Source organism: Nonomuraea sp. 10N515B, from assembly GCF_052245915.1.
GTDB lineage: Bacteria > Actinomycetota > Actinomycetes > Streptosporangiales > Streptosporangiaceae > Nonomuraea.
The window spans coordinates 161,012-178,037 of record NZ_JBQQBQ010000004.1; the positions used below are offsets into that span (position 1 = coordinate 161,012).

The window sequence follows — 17,026 nt, forward strand, 5'->3', positions numbered from 1 at the left end:
ATCGAGATACCCGCGAATCGCGATCATGCGCCCCCACCTTCAGTGCGTCCAATTCCGTTCGCTTTCGTCCGACCGTGGTCTGAACAGCCGGGACGCGCCTTTGATGGACCTGCGGATCTCAGCGGCCAGGGGGCGACGAGACGGGGGTGTCGACCGACCGTGATCACTGGTAACAGACGTTCGACGGGCTCCTTTGATACGCGCCCGCAGGCGGCTGCCCTTCGCGCCGCTGCCGGGCACCCGGAGGAGCACATGTCTATGAACATCTACCACCTTCACGCCACTTCCTCTCTGGCGGACGCCACGGAGTGGCCCGACGCCGGGCCGCCCTTGGGAACGCTGCTGCGCAGGTGGCGGGAGCGGGCGTTGCTGACTCAGGAGCAACTGGCCCAAGGGGCCGGCCTCAACGTCCGGACCGTTCGCCGGTTGGAGAGCAGCGGGCTTCAGCAACCTCGCATGGAGTCGATCCGGCTGCTGGCGGAGGCGTTGGGGCTGGACGGGGAAGAGCGCGCGACGCTGGCCGCCGTCGCCCGGAGCCTGCCGGCTTACCCTGAACGCGATGATCCGGCAGGCACACCGCCGGCAGCGGTGACCGTTCCCCGGCAGCTACCGGCCGGTGTGACGGCGTTCGTCGGCCGAGAGCGCGAACTGACGGCCTTGGAGGATCACGAGAACGCGAACACGGCGACCGTCGTCGCCATCGACGGCATGGCCGGAGCCGGCAAGACGGCGCTGGCGGTTCATACCGCCCATCGGCTCGCACCCCGGTTTCCCGACGGGCAGTTGTTCGTGAACCTCCACGGCCATACCCGGGGAATGACACCGGTTGATCCGGGCGACGCGCTGGCCCGCGTGCTCAGAGCACTCGGCGTCCCCGGCGAGCGTGTCCCCGGGCATGTCGACGACCGCGCCGCGCTGTACCGCAGTGTGGTGGCCGATCGCAAAGTCCTGATCGTGCTGGACAACGCCGCCGATGAAGATCAGGTCCGCCCGCTGCTGCCCGCCGGTCCGGGCTGCCGGCTGATCGTCACCAGCCGGCGCCGCCTGATCGGCCTCGACGACACCCGGACCTTGTCGTTGGACGTCCTGCCGCGGGAGGAGGCGGTCGCCCTGTTCACCCGTACGGTCGGGCGGGAGCACGTCATGGAGGCGCCGAGGGGTGTCCTGACGGAGACCGTGGAGCGGTGCGGGCTGCTCCCGCTCGCCATCCGCATCGCCGCCGTCCGGCTTCAGGCGCGTCCCACCTGGAGCGTGAGACATCTGCTTGACCGGTTGAACGATGATCGGCTGGCCGAGCTGACGGTCGGGCGGCACAGCGTCACCGCCGCTCTGGATCTGTCCTATCAGCGGCTTTCCGAGGACCAGCGGCGTGTGTATCGGCTGCTGGGCTCGCTCGCCGGCGCCGAGTTCGGCGTTGACGAGGCCGCCGCCGTGCAGGACACGACCGTGGTGCGGGCCAGGCGGGAGCTGGACCACCTGCTGGACGTCCATCTCCTGCAAGAGCCCGCCCCCTCCCGGTACCGGTTCCACGATCTGGTCCGCGACCATGTCTCGGCGTTGTCTCCTGGCGGGACTCCTCGACCAGACACAGATCCACCTGGTCCCGGTCCTGCTCAGTGAGGGCCGCTGTTCACTGCGATCTTCGCCGAGACGGACGTCGTCGCGGGCGGCGCCATGGCCGCGATCTTCGAGTCGGGTCTGAGCGTGCCCGAGGACATCTCGCTCGTGGGCTACGACGACATACCGCTGGCGACGGACCTGCGGCCGCAGCTGACGACCGTGCGCGTGCCGTACGAGGAGCTGGGCCGCAGCGCCGTGCGGCTGGCGTTGGAGCTGAAGGAGGGGCGGGCGCGCAGCGGCTCGGAGCAGCACGCCGTGTTCGGCACCCACGTCGTGGTGCGCCAGTCCGTGGCCCAGTATGTGCCGCGGCCCGCCCGTGAAGGGGTCAGGCCCAGGCGGTGACGGCCGTGAAGGAGCTGTCGTCGCGGAAGCCGCTCGTGCCGTCGTAGGCGTCCACCCAGAGCTCGTAGTTGCGGTGCCGCAGGTAGCGGCCGGGGTAGTTGCTCGATTCGAGGCGCACCGAGCCGCTCGCGACGCCGGGAACGGCGTAGAAGGTGGCGTCGCTCTTGAAGGTGGCCGTCCCGTCGTCGGCGGCCAGGCGCACCCGGAAGTCGTAGTGGCGCAGGTATTGCCCGTTGGCGGCACGCAGCGAGTAGCCGTTCGGCGCGGCCAGGCCGGGCACGATGGTGAAGGTGGCGTCCTGCCGGGTCTGCGCGTCGCTGGAGGCGCTCACCTCGTGCAGGTAGCCGAGGTAGTTCTGGTGCCTGATGAAGCGGGCCGGATAGTTGACCGACCGTAACGATCGGGTCGTCCCCGCCGGGAGGGTGGCGGTGCCGGCGACCCTGGCGTGCGTGAGCGTACCGAACCCGAGCTGGTCGAAGCCGCCGCTGGTGGTCCCGTAGTCACCGCCGCCGCCTTCCGGCCGCACCTGGGCGACGAACGCGGCCGCGTACGGCATGGGCAGGCCGCGCCTGACCGCGTAGTGGTGATAGACCATCTCCCAAACCGGGCGAACCTGGCCGCGGCTTGCCGAGGAGATGACTGTGTGCGTCTGCTGGGCGCAGTTCTGGCCGGTGCCCCAGGTGTAGGCGGTGAACGGGACGTCCTCCCCCAGGTTGTACTTGGCAATGTACTCGCACGCCTTCATGAACCGGTTGTCGGCGTAGCCGTACAGGTCGATGCCCTGGTTCCAGGCCATCTCGCAGAAGGCGCCCATCTGGCCGACGCCCATCACGGTGTGGCCCTGGTCGCGCCCGCTCTCCTGCCACTGCGCGAGCCCGCCGCTGTGCAGGAACGGGACGGCGTGCATGATCGAGCCGTTGCCCGCGCCGGTCCTGAAGTAGGTGACGGCCCGGTCGATGAGGTCCTGGCGGTCGCAGAGCACGCCGATGGCCAGGACCGAGTTCATGGTGCACAGGTCCCAGTTGGCCCAGTAGTTGGTGATGCAGGCGTCGTTGTGGTTGGTCAGGAACTGGTCGTTGAGTGGATAGAAGACGTTGAGCATCATGCGCTGGAAGCGGGCCAGGTCGAAGCCGCTGTAACCACGCATGATCTCGCCGACGTTGGCGAACTGGTAGCCGTAGATACCCGCCGCCAGGAACCTGTCGGCGTTGCCGGTGACCGTGGTGAGCGTTCCCGACCAGGCGTTGAGGATGTCGCGGGCCTTGTTGCCGTGCGCCGTGCTGCCGCTGACCTTCCAGCGCAGCGCGTTCTGATAGGCGGCGTGGATGTCGTTGTAGAGCTGCGGGTAGTTCTGGCCGTCGCCGCCCCGGATGATCGTCGCGGTGGGGCGGGGCGTCCAGGTGCTTTGGGAGTGGGCGTTGGCCACGAGCCGGTCCCAGCCCGCCTTCCACGGCTGGGCGCCGGCGTTGACCTGGGCCCGCATACGGTCGAAGTCGGCTTGGGTGTGCAGCAGGCCGGGGTGGGTCGCGGCGGCGGCGGGTTCGGCGCGGATGAGCAGGGCCGCGCCGACGCCGGCGGCGAGTCCCGTCTTGAGCGCTGTCCGGCGGCTGACGTGGGGCGTGCGAGCGGACATGTTCTCTCCTTCGGGCGTGCTCCTTCAGGGGTGTGGAGTGGTGGTACGGCCCGTGGCGGGCCGTACCACCGGTGGATCACAGGTTCGCGAGCGCGACGCGCAGCCGCTCGGCCGCCGCGTCGATCTGGTCCTGGCCGGCCAGGCCGGAGCGGGCGTGCTCCAGTGCCGCGGTCAGCTCGGCGGTGCGCCGGCTCGGGTCGATGGCCTCGGCCTCCTCGATGAGCAGGTCGAGCAGGGTACGGTCGTCGGTCATGGACAGGAACTCGATCTCGGCCACGTTCGTGTTGCCGGTCGGGAAGGCGAGGCGCAGCCACGGGTAGGCGGCGGTCCGCGGGATGGGGACCGTGTACCACTGCGCGGCGGCGACCCCGCTCACCGTGTGCAGGTCGGTCCAGGTGGCGCCGCCGTCGGCGGATGCCCTGAACACGGCCCCGTTCAGCCTGGTGACGTGCGTGACCCGGGGGTGGTAGCGGAGGGCGTCCAGTGCCACGGCCTTCGGCAGGCGCACGTCGATCCAGCCCGACGACGTGGTCGTGTCGGTGGCGGTCGCGAGGTCGCCGTCGAAGGCGCGCCAGCCGTTCTGGGCCTTGGTGCCGCCGCCTCCCCACGCCTCGGTTGACGCCTCCACCATGGACGGCTCGACAGTCACCTTCTGCAGCAACGCACCGATGGGCACGAGTTGCTCGACGGCGGCGTAGATGCGGTCGATCAGCTCGTCCTCCTCGCCGCCCGCCTTGGCCTCGGCGATCGCCTTGGTCAGCAGGTAGTGGCTGCCCTTGGTGTAGTCGGCCGCGGGCAGCTTCTCCGCCTCGGCGATCATCGCGGCGAGCGGCTCGGCCGTGGCCATGAGCAGGCCCGTGCCCGGCCGCTCGACGCCGTCCGCGCCGATCGTCGTGATCCGGTAAAAGCGGGTGCCGTGCCGCAGCGGCTCGTCGGTGAAGGAGAAGGTCAGCGCGTTGGACAGGATCGGGCGCCAGGCGGCGGCCGCGCCGTCCTTGCGGTAGACCATGAACCGGGTGGCGGTGTCCGGCTTGCTCCAGTGCAGCGTCACCTGGTCCCTGACCCGCTCCACCCGGGCGTACAGGGTGCCGTCGCGGTCGGGCGAAACCGTGACGTCGGTGAACGTGGCCGCGGTGGCCGCCACGACTCCGGCGTACACGCCTTCGGGGAAGGGGGTGAACAGCTCGGCCACGAACGACCACGACCGGCCGTCCTTGCTCGCCCACGCCCGCACGATGTGGGCGTCAGCGTCCCGCACCAGCTTGACGAACGGGTACTCGGCCGCGGTGTAGCCCTGGACGTTCGCGTTGATGGGGCTGCGCCGGTCGTCCTGCCAGTCGTGGCGGGAGTCGCGGGTGCGGTTCTGCAGGACGAGCCGGCCTTCGGCGTCGGCGCCGAAGTAGATGTAGCGGGCGTCGGCCCGGAGCATGACGCCGGCGGCCGTGCCCTGCGCCTGCGAGATCCTGGCGCTGACCGAGCCGCCGCCGGTGAGCACCTCGTTGGAGAACAGCAGGGTGTCCTGGATATCGCGCTTGTCCAGGTAGTAGTCGTCGCCTTCGCCGAGCCCCTTGCCGTTGCCGCCGGTGAGCTCGACGCGCTGCTTGCCCGCCTTGACGTGGCCCGTGATCTCGCCGATGCGATCGACCGGCTCGGCGGGTGGCTCGACGGCCTGCGACGCCCACCCTTCGCCTCGCTCGTTGACCCCGGTCACGGTGTAGGCGCCCTGTTTGTCAGCCGGGAACGCCGTGCCGCGGACGCCGGTGGCGATCACCTTGCCGTCGCGCCTGATCGTGTACGACTCGGCGCCGGCGGCGGGCTTCCAGATGAGGGTGACGCCGTCGCGGTCGCGCAGCGCCTGCACGAAGTCCACGTGGTGCGGCCTGGGCCGCTCGGCCGCGTCCAGCTTCAGCACCATCGCGGTCTCGGGTGACACGCTCACCACGCCCTTGGCCACCTGCTTGCCGGACACCAGGTCCACCGCGTCGCCGGGCACGTCCAGGGTGAACGACCGCTCGTTCCCGTAGACGTCCCTGGTGGTGTTGAACGCGAACAGATAGCTCCCGTAGCGGGCGGTCAGGAAGTCGGCGTAGCCGGAGTAGGGGGTGTCGAACTCGTAGTTCTCCCGCCGCACGGTGCCGACGCCCGGCTGGTGGGCGGCGGGCAGGATCTCGCCGGCCAGGGCCTGGGGCAGACCGCCGTCGCCCTTCTGCTGGTCCTCCATGAAGTCGACGTCGATGTTGTCCATCCGCACGTTGTAGTCGCGGAAGGTGAACTGCGTGTCCGTGGCGACCTGCACGATGGCGTGGTGGTCCTGGTGCAGGACGTGCAGCCGGCCGTTGCCGGCGACGCCGCGCTGCCGTTCGAACAGCGAGCCGAAGATCCTGGTGTCGCCGTCGCGGAGGGAGACGAACATGTTGTCCACGTCCGCGAAGGCGAACCGCTCGTAGCGGGCCGGATCGACGCCCAGCGCGGCGAGCTGCTCGAACGTGTACGCGGCGAAGTCCGTCTGCGGGAGCACGGCCCCGGCCGCGGGCCTGCCGCGCAGGTAGGCGTAGGTCTCTGGCAGCCACAGGTCGTACTTCCGCTTGGCCTCCACGGAGGAGAACGTGTTGAAGTACTGGTTGTCGGCGAGCTGCTGCTGGACGAATCCGACCGCCTCGTTCGCGTAGCGCCGGTACGGCTCCCACTCCGCGCCCGCGTAACGCTCGGCGTGCCCGGCCATGTGCTGCTCGAGCGCGACGTACTCCATCGTGCGGCCCTCGGTGTTGCGCAGGGCGTAGGCCGGCCAGCCGGGGTAGCTCGCGTTGCGCTCGTCGACGACCATCTCGGCCAGGGCCACGCGCTTGCCGACCGAGTCGACGCCGGTGTAGCGGGTGTAGCCGCGGGCGTGCAGGTTCTTCAGCGCCAGCTTGAGTATCTCGTCGTTGAGCTTCTCGTCGCCCTTGTGCCCCCAGGTGCGGAAGAACCACTCCGGCAGGTAGTTGGTGGCCTCGCCGTAGTTGGCGACGAAGGTATTCTCCCTGGTCAAGCCCGCTTTCGTCAGGCCGGTGTAGTGCTCGCCGTACGGCAGGCGGCGCACCACCTTCCCGTCCGCGTCGAGCTTCGACTTCGCCAGGCCCTTCGCGACGATCTGCGCGAAGTCGTCGGTGAAGCGGGCCGTCTGGTCGTGGTAGAAGAGCGAGTGGTAGAGGTCCAGGTCCTTGCCGTCGGGCCTCACCAGCACCTCTTCACCGAGGAACGGCTCGGCGCCGAGCGACTCCAGCAGGATCCGGTGGCTCCTGGCCTTGCCCTCGTAGAACCGCGACCCGATGACCCGCAGGCCCTCGTGCGCCTCCCACGCGCCCTCGTAGGTGTACATGACCTGGTTGAAGATGTAGGACAGGCGGGCCCGGGCGAAGTCGAAGTTGGCCTTGAGCACCCGCTCGTACGCCTCCCGCCGGGACAGCTCCCCGCCGTCCCAGTCCACGCCCTTGAGCGAGGACGGGCCGTCCTGCGTGCCGGTGACGAAGGGCTCGTCCAGGAACGCCGCGAACTCCTGCGTGCCGTAGACCTCGGGGATCAGGTTCTCCACGATGTAGAGGGCCTCGCCGAGTGCCCCGTAGTAGCCGCCCCAGTCACCCTGGTGGCCGCCCCGCAGCAGCAGCCGGGTGTTGGCGTAGTAGTCCTTGACGTGGTTGTCGATGGCCTTGAACAGCCGGCGCAGCGCCGCCTTCTTGAGCTCGGGCGTGTTCGCCGGCACCCACGGCTCCAGCAGCGCCGAGGCGTAGAAGCGCAGGTCCTCCTGGTAGCGGACGATCGACAACTTGGCGCCCGGCGAGGCGTCGAGCTGCGTGCTGTACTGGTTGAACAGATCGATCTGGCTCTTGCGGTAACGATCGACCAGCGCCTGCTTCTCGGCGTCGGACGGACCGTCCGCGGGCGTGGTGTCCGGAGCGTCGGTCCCCTGCTTCTCCCCGGAGACGTCCAGGTGAGCGGTGGTGTGCGTGTAGGCCTTGTAGTAGCCGCGCGAGTCGGCGGTCACCGGCTGGCTGAACCCGCCGTCATAGGTCCTGACGGTCATCTCCGCCACCCGCCGGCCCCGCGTGTGCTCCAGCGGCAACATGATCGTGTTGTAGGAGAACCGGCCGGGCAGCGGCCTGCTGGAGCCGAGATTGATCGCTTCGTAGTCGCCGGAGCGACGGTAGCCGATCTGCTCGCCGTTGATGTAGGCGATCGTCTTGTACGGCGAGACGTCGCCGCCCCAGAACTTCAGCGTGAAGTAGTTCTGCGCGACCGGGTCGACCGCCACCCTGAACCGCAGCTCACCGCCCTTCACGCTCGGCGGGTCGGTCGGCTTGGCGACCCTGGCCGGCTCTCCCAGGGCCCCGTCCACCACCGCGGTGGACGCCGCCTGCAGCGCGTGCGCGCTCTCGGACGCGGTGTCGCCGAACGTGACCACGTCCACGTATCCGGCGGGCAACGGGGCGGTGGCGGTGGCCGCGGCGGGAGCCGGGACATGAAAGGGCAGCAGCAGGATCGCGGCCAGGAGGCCGCGTAAGGGGTGCCGTAGGCGCATTGGGGGTGCTTTCGGGCTAGATAGAAACCGTTCTCCTGGAGGGTAGGCCCGGAGTTAGCCGACCGACAAGAATCTGTTACCTAGGCGTTACATCGGTGCATGGCGAACACAGACGCGTTTCCGCAGCTAGTCGGCCAAATAGCGGGCTGTAGGGTCGCAGTTGAATATGTCCGCCCTCTTGCCACCCCACCCGCTCCCCGTGCTTGTGGGCACTGCCGATAGAGACCGATAACTACGATGCGGCCGACTACGGGGCATGTGGACATCGAAGGGGTGTCGACCTGCGGTATCGGATCTTATGGACATGTGTCCGACAAGTACTGGACATGTGTCCGATACCTTTCTACAGTGTCCGGCATGGCTCTCACCGGAGTTCCCCCCGCGGCGTTCATGCGCACCGGCGACCTGGCGGATCCGCGGGCACAACGCACCCGCGCTTTACTCCTGGCCGAGTTCGAGCGCCAGCTCGCCCTCACGGGTCAGGTGCCGACCGTGGCCTCTCTCGTGCGCGAAGCCGGGGTGAGCCGCAGCGCCTTCTACTGCCACTTCACCTCCATCGAGGAGCTCGGCATCGCCGCGGTCCGCACCGCGCTGGATGAGCTGGGCGAGCGGGACACCGCGATGCGGCGGGCCAACGACCTGTCCGGCGCGAGCGTCACCCGGATGACGTACGGCGCCTTCTTCGCGCACATCGCCGGGCATCGGCACCTGTACGCGACGCTGGTGGCCGCGGCCGGCGACGGCTCGGCGCGCGATGAACTGCGCGAGGCGCTGGTACGCCAGACCCAGCAGTCGATCGAGGCGGTGCCAGGACGCCCGGAGAGGCTCGACAGCCGGCGGGCGGCGGCGTTCGTCATCGGCGGCGTCCTGGCCGTGTTGTCGGAGTGGCTGGCCGATCCCGACCCGTGCAGTCCCCATGAGCTGGCCGAAGCGATCACGGCGCTGATGCCGCCGTGGCTGGTCGGCAGCGGCAACGCCCTGCCGGCGCTCCAGGTCGACGTCGGCCCGCAAACCGCCACCTCAGGCGACATCACCACGCAGACACTCCCCACCCCGGTCGACATCGCCGCACAGAAGCCCCCCACCCCGCCACCCCCCACAGGAGGAACCCCCCATGACCATGACGCTTGACCCGGAGATCGCGGCCGTCTTGATGGCCCAGGCGCAGACCATGGCCGACGTCACCCTGCCCGAGCGGGGTGACGCCCTCGGCCTGCGGGCGATGATCGACGAGACGTTGAAGATGGCCTTCGACGCCCTGCCGGACGCCCCTGACGTGACCATGACGCCGTGCACCGCGACCGCCGCGGACGGCGCCGCCATCCCCATGCGCTGGTACACCCACGCCGGGTCGCGTACCGGCGCCGCGGTGGTCTACCTCCACGGCGGCGGCATGATCTGCGGATCGCTGGACAACTACGACCGGCTGGTGCGGCACTACGTCCAGCTCACCGGGGTTCCGTTCCTCGCCGTCGGCTACCGCCTGGCGCCGGAGTTCCCCGGCACCACGCCTGCCGAGGACTCCTTCGCCGGGGTCAGCTGGCTGTTCGACCACGCCGTCGAGCTGGGAGTCGATCACGCGCGCATCGCGATGATGGGCGACAGCGGCGGTGGCGGCGTCGGCGCGGCCGCGGCCATCCTGGCCCGCGACAACGGCGTGCGGCTGGCCAGGCAGATCCTGATCTACCCGATGCTCGACGACCGCAACACCAAGCCCGACCCGGTGCTGGCGCCCATGGCGGTGTGGACCTACGACAACAACTACACCGGATGGAAGGCCCTGCTGGGCGACGCGCTCGGCACGCCGTCGGTGCCCCCGGTGGCGGCGCCGGCCCGCCTGCGCGACTTCGCCGGGCTGGCGCCTGCCTACATCGAGGTGGGCGACCTGGACATCTTCCGCGACGAGAGCATCGCGTACGCCGGGAAGCTGCTGGCCGCGGGCATCTCCTGCGAGCTGCACGTCCACCCCGGCGCCCCGCACGCGCACGACTGGCTCAACCCGAACGCCGACATCAGCAAGCGCGTGGTCGCCGACCGCGTACGGGTCATCGCCGCCCTGTAGGAGATCAGGTGACCTCGTAGCGAAGGTAGGCGATGCCCGACGCGAACGCGCGGGTCTCCAGCAGCCTCGTCCTGACGGATTCCACGTGCTCACTATCCCCTTGGAACCCCATGATCGTCTCGAAACCCATTGAGAACATCGGGCGGGGTCGCCGGCAACAAATCCCCTCCAGACTTCACCTCCGATCAGAGCATGGAGGTGGGTGTTGGCGTACAGCAGACGCGACTTCCTGTCCGCCGTCGGCGTGTCCGGCGGGGCAGGGGCGTTGTTCGCGACCATGGGGGCGCTCGGGCTCGCGCCGACGGCCGAGGCGTCCGCGAAGGCCGCGTTCGATCCGCCGCAGGCGTCGGACTTCTCGCTCACCGGGCGGGCCGCGAAGAAGGTGGTGATCCTCGGCGCGGGGATGGCCGGCCTCGCCACGGCGTACGAGCTGGGCAAGGCAGGGTATGACTGCACGATCCTGGAGGCCCTCGACCGGGTCGGCGGGCGCAACTGGACCATCCGCGGCGGCGACCGCGTCACCGAGTTGGACGGCTCCACGCAGGTCGCGCGCTTCCGGGACGGCGCCTACCTCAACGCGGGACCGGCGCGGCTGGCGCAGTGGATGGTCACCATGGACTACTGCCGCGAGCTGGGCGTGGACCTGGAGGTGTTCACGAACTCCAACGCGCAGGCGTACATCTATCACCAGGGCATGCCGGCTCCCGTCCGCTGGCGCACGGCCAAGGCCGACGTCTACGGGTACGTGTCGGAGCTGCTGTCGCGGGCGACCGACGCGGGCGCGCTGGACGGGACGCTGACCGCGCAGGACAAGGAGCGGCTGATCGCGTTCCTGTCGAGCTTCGGGGCGGTGGGCAACAAGGCGAGCGGGTTCAAGTACTCCGGGAGCTCGCGCCGCGGCTACGGCGTGAACCCGGGAGCGGGCGAGCAGCCGGGCACGGTGCTCGGGCCGGTGCCGTCGTTGTCGGAGGTGTTGTCGAGCGGCATCGGGCAGCGCTTCGCGTTCGAGTTCGGCTACGACCAGGCGATGCTGATGTTCCAGCCGGTGGGCGGCATGGACCAGATCCCGCGGGCGTTCGCCGACAAGATCGGGCGGCAGCGGATCAAGCTGCGGTCCACCGTCACCAAGATCACCGACCTGCCGGACGGCGTGGAGGTGGAGTACACCGACCGGCACGGCCGTACGCAGAAGATCAAGGCGGACATGTGCGTGGCCGCGATGCCGCCGCACATCCTGGCCAAGACCCCGCACAATCTGGGTGCGGAGGTGCAGTCCGCGCTCACCACGCCGACCGTGGCCAGCTCGGGCAAGATCGGGCTGGAATACCGCCGCCGCTGGTGGGAGACCGACGAGGACATCTACGGCGGCATCACCAGTACCGACCTCGACCTCGCCACGATCTGGTACCCCTCCTACGGGTACGGCTCCGCCCGCGGCCTGGTCGTCGGCTACTACAACTTCGGCGCGCAGGCCGACGCGTACGCCGCGCTCAAGCACGCCGACCGGGAACGCCGCGCGGTCGAGCAGGGCATGCTCATCCACGGTGCGAAGTACCGCGACGAGCTGGCGTCGTCGGTGTCCGTCGCCTGGAAGTTGCAGCCGCACATCGAGGGCGCCTGGGTGGGGTGGCCGTCCAGGCAGGGCGCATACCAGCTGCTCAACAAGCCCGCCGGCCATGTGTACTTCGCGGGCGACTGGCTGAGCTACATGATCGCCTGGCAGTCGGGTGCTCTGGAGTCAGCCCGCAAGGTCGTCACCGAGCTGCACCAGCGCGTCCTGAGCACCTCCTGAGAGGAAACCCTCCCCTATGAAGATCCGCACCGCCGCTCTCGCCGCGGCCGCCGTCCTCGTCCTGGGCTCGGGTACGGCCGCCGCCACCACGTGGTGGTCGCCCAAGCCCACCGAGGTCAAGCCGTTCCTCCCGGCGGGCAACACCAACCCGGCGATCGCCGACGGCGTGGCACTCGGCAAGCTCGTCGCCACGTACACCGCCAGCGGGCTGGGCCCGGCGGCGGCCAACCCCGCGGCCCCGGCCGACTCCCCCGAGCGCTACGTCGACTTCCCCGGCGCAGCGCTCCCGCCGGGCGTCACGATCACCGAGGCGCAGGCCCTCAACGTGCTCAAGCGCATCAAGGCCAACCTCACCGCGGCCGGCCTGGGCCTCGGCGACGTGGTCTCGATGCGTGCCTACCTGGAGAAGCCGCCGGGCGCGGCGGAGGCGGATTTCGCCGGCTGGAACCGCGCCTACCGCCAGTTCTTCGCCAACGTGGACCTGGCCACCGGCAAACCCGTCCCCGTCCCGCTGGGGACGGCGCCGCCCGCCCCGCCGATGGAGGCCAACGCCGCCCGCCCGGCCCGCGTGACGATCGAGATCGCGAACCTCCCGGTGGCGGGGTGGCTCGTCGAGGTGGAGGTCGTCGCCGCCTACAACCGCTGACCAGCCGTCCCGGGACCCCGGTCCTGTCCTGGCAGGACCGGGACCCGCGCCTCATGTGCTCAGGACCGCCGGCCTGGTGGAGTGCTCGGCATGAACCGACAGCTCACCACCTTCGCCGTGGCGCTCCCCGCGCTGGTCCTGCCCACTGTTGCCCTGGCCGTCGCCCAGGGTGCGAACATCGCCCACCTTGACCAGGCCTCCGTCCCCGCCCAGATCGCCCTCTTCGGTCAGGCGTTCCTCCCTGCCCTGGCCGCTCTGATCGCCACCCGCCGCCTCGACTGGGGCTTCCGCCGGGTCCCGCTGCGCGTGCTGGCCCTGGCCTGGCTCCTGCCGATGCTCTGCGTCGGCGCCGGGTACGGCGTCGCCTGGGTGACCGGCCTGGCCGCATTCGTCCCCGGGTCGCCGCTGGACGTGCTGATCGGCCTGGTCCCCGGCGTCGTGCCCTTCCTGGTGCTGGCGCTCGGCGAGCAGCTCGGCTGGAGCTCCCTGCTGACCGTGCGCCTGGCCGAGACCCGCGGCCCCGACGCCACCGCGCTGATCGTCGGGCTTGCCTGGGCCGCGTTTCACTATCCGCTGATGGTGTTCGTGCCCGGCGCGGTCGAGCCCGGCGTGCCCGCCGCCTACGCCATGGCGATCTTCACCGTCGAGGCCGTGGCGCTGGCGTTTCCGCTGGTGTGGCTGCGGCTGCGGACCGGCAGCGTCTGGCCGGTCCTGCTCTTCCACGCCACGCTGAACGCCTCCATCTACTTCGTCGCCCAGCCGATGACCGGCCCCGGCACGGCATCGGCATGGCTGCTGGGCGAGGGCGGCCTGCTCACCTCCGCGGCCACGGTGCTCGTCGTGCTCGCCACGGCGCGCCTGTGGCGGGTCAAGGACTTCAGGACCCCGGCAGCGGAGCGTCCGGTTTCAACGGCTGCGGCGTGACCACCAACTTGACCACCCCTTCGCTGTGCGGCACCGCCCGCCACACCAGCCAGTCCGAGCGCACGGCGTCGGCGGCGATGGGTTCGTACCGGACGCGGAAGGTGCCTTTCCTCCCGTCGATGAAGTAGGTCGGGGAGTCGGGGTCCGACTTCACCTGCTCATAGACGACCTGCAGGTCACGCTTGTGTACCTCGTCGAGCACCTCGCCGACGGTGCGATCCTCCAGCCGCACGCCCTCGAGCGCCTCCCCCGGCATCGTAGCCGTGGCCGCCGCCAGGTAGACCTCGCCGGGTTCCGCCGGCCGACCGAGCTGGGCGCGTACGTCGCCCTCGAAACCGACGGGAACCCGGAATACCAGATGACATCCCGCCTCGCCGATCTTGCAACCGCTGGGTTCGAGGCCGCCCTCGAATGTCCCCGCGGGCCTCGGTCCGGGCCGTGCCCGGACCAGATCACCGACGAAGCTGGGCGAGACGGGCACGAGCTGCAGGTCGACGTTCAGCTCGACAGCGCGAAAGGCCTTGGCGTATTCGGCGTGCTCGGCCAGCGGATCCTTGATCCTGGCCACCCACTGCCCGTTCTCCTGCCTGATGTCGATGGCCGAGCTGGCATAGGACGTGGCGCTTCCCCCGATCCCGGCCACGACGCTCGGGCCGACCACGGCGGCCGCTGCGAGCCCGGCCGTCACCACCACGCCGGCGACCAGCCGACGCCACCGATGAGGTCGCCGCGTCTTCGCCGGCTCCCCCGGCCGCCAGCCGATGGCCGCGGCGAGCTCATCGGGATCCCGCAGGGCGATCTGCGATCTCATCTTCTCCAACAGTTCAGTCTCGTTCATCGAGCGCCTTCCGAACTTTGGTGCGGGCGCGGTTCAGCCGCGACCGCACGGTGCCCACGGGAATGTCCAGGACGTCGGCCACCTGCTGGTAGCTGAGCTCGCCCCAGGCGACCAGCAGCAGGACGTCACGATCTCCTTTACGCAGCCCGGCCAGCGCGGCCGCCAGGTCCGAGGTCCCCGCGGCGGCGGTGACCTGTTCGGCGACCAGGTCGGCGTGGCCTTCCAGCACGGGGTCCACACCGGTGCGGGCCAGCGCCCGGTACATCCGCGACTCCGACCGGTGGTGGCGGCGCATCAGGTTCGTCGCGATGCGCCACAACCACGGCAAGGCGTCACTCCGGGCCTGGTCGTAGCTCTCCCGCTTGCTGAACGCCACGTGGAACGTCTCCGCCACGATGTCGTCGGCGAGATCGCCGCCGAGCCGGCGGGCGGCGTAGCGGTGCAGGGGCGGGGCGTGTCTCCTGAACAGCTCACCGAAGTATTGGGGGTCGTCGAAGGAGCGCGCGATTAACGTCGCGTCGTCACTCTCCGAACGCATCACATCAGGTAGGGGCATACGTGTCCTTCTCACCGTGACCGGCTTACACCCAGTACTAGCCCGGTACGGCGCCAAGAGTTCACGCCGACTGAACATCCTGGGGCCGGCCCGCGTATCTCCCCATGGATCGGCACCACAGTCCACTCGGACGAGGAGGCATGGTCGTGGCCGCGGCGACATGGCGTGGGCGAACAGCAGCCGCATTAGCGCTGGCCTCGGTCGCGCTGGCCGCCACCCCTGGGGTCGCGCGGGCCGATCCGTCGCCCGCCCAGGCCAGGGCCCGGCTGGTGAAGCTGAACGAGCAGGCCGACCAGCTCGTCGAGAAGTACAACCAGGCCACCGAGACCTACAAGACGGCCAAGAAGAAGTACGACGTGCTCAGGACCGAGCTCGCCGGCAAGGACGCCCGAGCCGACGCCCTGCGCCGGGACCTCGTCACCCTTGCCGTGAACGACTACAAGTTCGGCCCGTTCGGGAGCTGGGCGCCGTTGAGCGCCCCGAGCAACCCCGAGGCCATCCTGGGCACGATGGCCTCGCTCGAGGAGATGGCGCGAGCGCGGGCGGCGAAGGCGGACGCCTACGAGGCGGCCATCAAGGAACTGCGCGACCGGCACGGCGAGGCCAAGACCGTCCTGGCGGCGGCCGAGGCCGCCCGCGACAAGGTCCGCGCGGAGAAGTCCAAGGTCGACAAGATGGTCACGGCGCAGACCAGGCTCATGCGCCGGCTGGGCCTCTTCCGGACCGGCAACCCCGAAAGCCCTGGGATCCAGTACACCGGCCCGGCCTCCGGGAACGCCCGATCGGCGCTCGAGTTCGCCTTCGCCCAGGTGGGCAAGCCGTATCGGTTCGGCGGCACCGGGCCGGGCTCCTTCGACTGCTCCGGCCTCGTCCAGGCCGCCTGGCGCACTGCCGGCGTCTCCTTGCCGCGCACGACCTATGACCAGTGGAGCTGGGGCGCCGGCCGTCGTGTCTCCCTGGACACGATCGAGCCGGGGGATCTGCTCTTCAGCAAAGGGCTCGGGCACATGGGCATGTACGCCGGCGACGGGAAAATGGTCCACGCGCCCCAGACCGGGGACGTGGTCAAGGTGGTCGACCTCGACGACTACTGGCGTACGCGCCTGCTCGGCGCCGTGCGCCCATGACGGGCCGGCCGTCTTGACCTGGAGTGCGCTCCAGCAGACAGGGTGGACCCATGAGAACACGTGCCTTGGGAAATCACAGCGTGGGCGTCATCGGGCTTGGGGCCATGCCCATGTCGGTGGCCGGTCACATGCCGGACGACGCCCAGTCGATCCGTACCATTTTGGCGGCCCTGGACGCGGGCGTGACGTTGATAGACACGGCGGATGCGTATACGCCGTCGCACACCGACGTCGGACACAATGAGCGGCTGGTCGCCCGGGCGCTGTCCCTGTGGGCCGGGGACACCGGCACGGTGCTGGTCGCGACCAAGGGCGGGCACACTCGCGTGCCGGACGGCTGGGACCTGGACGGCCGCCCGTCGTACTTGAAGGAGGCCTGCGACCGGTCGCTCAAGGCGCTCGGCGTCGACAGCATCGGCCTCTACCAGCACCATCGGCCGGACCCGCGGGTGCCGTACGAGGAGACGATCGGCGCGCTGAAGGACCTGCACGACGCCGGCAAGATCCAGATGGCGGGCATCTCGAACGCTAACCCGGAGCAGATCCGGCTCGCCCACGGGATCCTTGGTGACCGTCTGGTGAGCGTCCAGAACGAATACTCGCCGCGGTTCCGCTCCAGCGAACCCGAGATCGACGTCTGCGCCGAGCTCGGCCTGGCCTTCCTGCCGTGGTCGCCGCTGGGCGGCATCAGCCGTACCGGGGAGCTCGGCCGGCACAACGCCGCCTTCAACGAGATCGCCGAGGAGCGGGGGGTGTCGCCGCAGCAGGTCTGCCTCGCGTGGGAGCTGGCCCGCAGCCCCGTCGTCATTCCCATTCCCGGCGCCAGCCGCCCGGAGACGATCCTCGACTCCGTCGGCGCCGCCACTCTGGAGCTCAGCAAGGAGGAGCTCGCCCGCCTCGGCTGATCCCGGGGCCACGACGTGACGGTACC

At 70.0% G+C, this 17,026-nt stretch carries 14 protein-coding genes; 9 read left to right on the plus strand and 5 right to left on the minus strand.

Translation table 11 applies throughout. The features are described from left to right. Positions 1 to 258: 258 nt before the first annotated feature. Together ACTWQA_RS07270 and ACTWQA_RS07275 are read left to right on the plus strand one after the other, a co-directional pair. Complete coding sequence (locus ACTWQA_RS07270; protein ID WP_443158490.1) at positions 259 to 1,620, plus strand: ATP-binding protein; 1,362 nt, start codon at positions 259 to 261, stop codon at positions 1,618 to 1,620. Between the two features lie 18 nt (positions 1,621 to 1,638). Next, positions 1,639 to 1,962: a substrate-binding domain-containing protein gene (locus ACTWQA_RS07275; protein WP_443158706.1), complete on the plus strand. Its 324-nt coding sequence runs from the start codon at positions 1,639 to 1,641 to the stop codon at positions 1,960 to 1,962. On the opposite strand, the gene ACTWQA_RS07280 is transcribed toward ACTWQA_RS07275, so the two are convergent. Together ACTWQA_RS07280 and ACTWQA_RS07285 are read right to left on the minus strand one after the other, a co-directional pair. After that, positions 1,946 to 3,595: an AbfB domain-containing protein gene (locus ACTWQA_RS07280; protein WP_443158491.1), complete on the minus strand. Its 1,650-nt coding sequence runs from the start codon at positions 3,593 to 3,595 to the stop codon at positions 1,946 to 1,948. The genes ACTWQA_RS07275 and ACTWQA_RS07280 overlap by 17 nt on opposite strands. 76 nt (positions 3,596 to 3,671) lie before the next feature. After that, positions 3,672 to 8,150: a hypothetical protein gene (locus ACTWQA_RS07285; protein WP_443158492.1), complete on the minus strand. Its 4,479-nt coding sequence runs from the start codon at positions 8,148 to 8,150 to the stop codon at positions 3,672 to 3,674. Positions 8,151 to 8,507: 357 nt separating this feature from the next. Between ACTWQA_RS07285 and ACTWQA_RS07290 the strand changes: the two genes are divergently transcribed. Both ACTWQA_RS07290 and ACTWQA_RS07295 read left to right on the plus strand, forming a co-directional pair. After that, on the plus strand, positions 8,508 to 9,281 hold the full coding sequence (locus ACTWQA_RS07290) for a TetR/AcrR family transcriptional regulator (RefSeq protein ID WP_443158493.1): 774 nt from the start codon (positions 8,508 to 8,510) through the stop codon (positions 9,279 to 9,281). After that, complete coding sequence (locus ACTWQA_RS07295) at positions 9,265 to 10,212, plus strand: alpha/beta hydrolase fold domain-containing protein (RefSeq protein WP_443158494.1); 948 nt, start codon at positions 9,265 to 9,267, stop codon at positions 10,210 to 10,212. The genes ACTWQA_RS07290 and ACTWQA_RS07295 overlap by 17 nt, the downstream gene beginning before the upstream one ends. 4 nt (positions 10,213 to 10,216) lie before the next feature. On the opposite strand, the gene ACTWQA_RS07300 is transcribed toward ACTWQA_RS07295, so the two are convergent. Then, positions 10,217 to 10,342, minus strand: a complete 126-nt coding sequence (locus tag ACTWQA_RS07300; RefSeq protein WP_443158495.1) for a hypothetical protein — start codon at positions 10,340 to 10,342, stop codon at positions 10,217 to 10,219. Between the two features lie 75 nt (positions 10,343 to 10,417). Here ACTWQA_RS07300 and ACTWQA_RS07305 point away from each other — a divergent pair, with 75 nt between their 5' ends. The 3 genes from ACTWQA_RS07305 (at position 10,418) to ACTWQA_RS07315 (ending at position 13,574) form a co-directional block, all read left to right on the plus strand. Continuing rightward, positions 10,418 to 12,004, plus strand: coding sequence for an FAD-dependent oxidoreductase (locus ACTWQA_RS07305; RefSeq protein ID WP_443158496.1), 1,587 nt, complete (start codon positions 10,418 to 10,420; stop codon positions 12,002 to 12,004). Positions 12,005 to 12,020: 16 nt separating this feature from the next. After that, positions 12,021 to 12,650, plus strand: a complete 630-nt coding sequence (locus tag ACTWQA_RS07310; RefSeq protein ID WP_443158497.1) for a Rid family hydrolase — start codon at positions 12,021 to 12,023, stop codon at positions 12,648 to 12,650. Between the two features lie 90 nt (positions 12,651 to 12,740). Next, positions 12,741 to 13,574: a CPBP family intramembrane glutamic endopeptidase gene (locus ACTWQA_RS07315; RefSeq protein WP_443158498.1), complete on the plus strand. Its 834-nt coding sequence runs from the start codon at positions 12,741 to 12,743 to the stop codon at positions 13,572 to 13,574. Here ACTWQA_RS07315 and ACTWQA_RS07320 read toward each other — a convergent pair. Both ACTWQA_RS07320 and ACTWQA_RS07325 read right to left on the minus strand, forming a co-directional pair. Continuing rightward, a complete protein-coding gene (locus ACTWQA_RS07320) occupies positions 13,528 to 14,412 on the minus strand; it encodes a hypothetical protein (RefSeq protein WP_443158499.1) in 885 nt (294 codons plus the stop codon). The genes ACTWQA_RS07315 and ACTWQA_RS07320 overlap by 47 nt on opposite strands. Further along, entirely contained in the window at positions 14,399 to 14,950 is a 552-nt protein-coding gene (locus ACTWQA_RS07325; protein WP_443158500.1) for an RNA polymerase sigma factor, read from the minus strand. The genes ACTWQA_RS07320 and ACTWQA_RS07325 overlap by 14 nt, the downstream gene beginning before the upstream one ends. A gap of 164 nt (positions 14,951 to 15,114) precedes the next feature. On the opposite strand from ACTWQA_RS07325, the gene ACTWQA_RS07330 reads away from it, so the two are divergent. Both ACTWQA_RS07330 and ACTWQA_RS07335 read left to right on the plus strand, forming a co-directional pair. Beyond that, complete coding sequence (locus tag ACTWQA_RS07330) at positions 15,115 to 16,095, plus strand: C40 family peptidase (protein WP_443158501.1); 981 nt, start codon at positions 15,115 to 15,117, stop codon at positions 16,093 to 16,095. A 50-nt stretch (positions 16,096 to 16,145) separates the two neighbouring features. Then, the gene (locus tag ACTWQA_RS07335; protein WP_443158502.1) at positions 16,146 to 17,000 is read left to right on the plus strand and encodes an aldo/keto reductase; all 855 of its coding nucleotides are present in this window, start codon (positions 16,146 to 16,148) and stop codon (positions 16,998 to 17,000) included. Positions 17,001 to 17,026: the final 26 nt, after the last annotated feature.

Bases quoted from the DNA above. Each gene is read 5' to 3' on its own strand.
- ACTWQA_RS07270 (WP_443158490.1), top strand. From the start codon at position 259: ATGAACATCTACCACCTTCACGCCACTTCCTCTCTGGCGGACGCCACG.
- ACTWQA_RS07280 (WP_443158491.1), bottom strand. From the start codon at position 3,595: ATGTCCGCTCGCACGCCCCACGTCAGCCGCCGGACAGCGCTCAAGACG.
- ACTWQA_RS07285 (WP_443158492.1), bottom strand. From the start codon at position 8,150: ATGCGCCTACGGCACCCCTTACGCGGCCTCCTGGCCGCGATCCTGCTG.
- ACTWQA_RS07290 (WP_443158493.1), top strand. From the start codon at position 8,508: ATGGCTCTCACCGGAGTTCCCCCCGCGGCGTTCATGCGCACCGGCGAC.
- ACTWQA_RS07295 (WP_443158494.1), top strand. From the start codon at position 9,265: ATGACCATGACGCTTGACCCGGAGATCGCGGCCGTCTTGATGGCCCAG.
- ACTWQA_RS07300 (WP_443158495.1), bottom strand. From the start codon at position 10,342: ATGGGTTTCGAGACGATCATGGGGTTCCAAGGGGATAGTGAGCACGTG.
- ACTWQA_RS07310 (WP_443158497.1), top strand. From the start codon at position 12,021: ATGAAGATCCGCACCGCCGCTCTCGCCGCGGCCGCCGTCCTCGTCCTG.
- ACTWQA_RS07315 (WP_443158498.1), top strand. From the start codon at position 12,741: ATGAACCGACAGCTCACCACCTTCGCCGTGGCGCTCCCCGCGCTGGTC.
- ACTWQA_RS07320 (WP_443158499.1), bottom strand. From the start codon at position 14,412: ATGAACGAGACTGAACTGTTGGAGAAGATGAGATCGCAGATCGCCCTG.
- ACTWQA_RS07325 (WP_443158500.1), bottom strand. From the start codon at position 14,950: ATGCGTTCGGAGAGTGACGACGCGACGTTAATCGCGCGCTCCTTCGAC.
- ACTWQA_RS07335 (WP_443158502.1), top strand. From the start codon at position 16,146: ATGAGAACACGTGCCTTGGGAAATCACAGCGTGGGCGTCATCGGGCTT.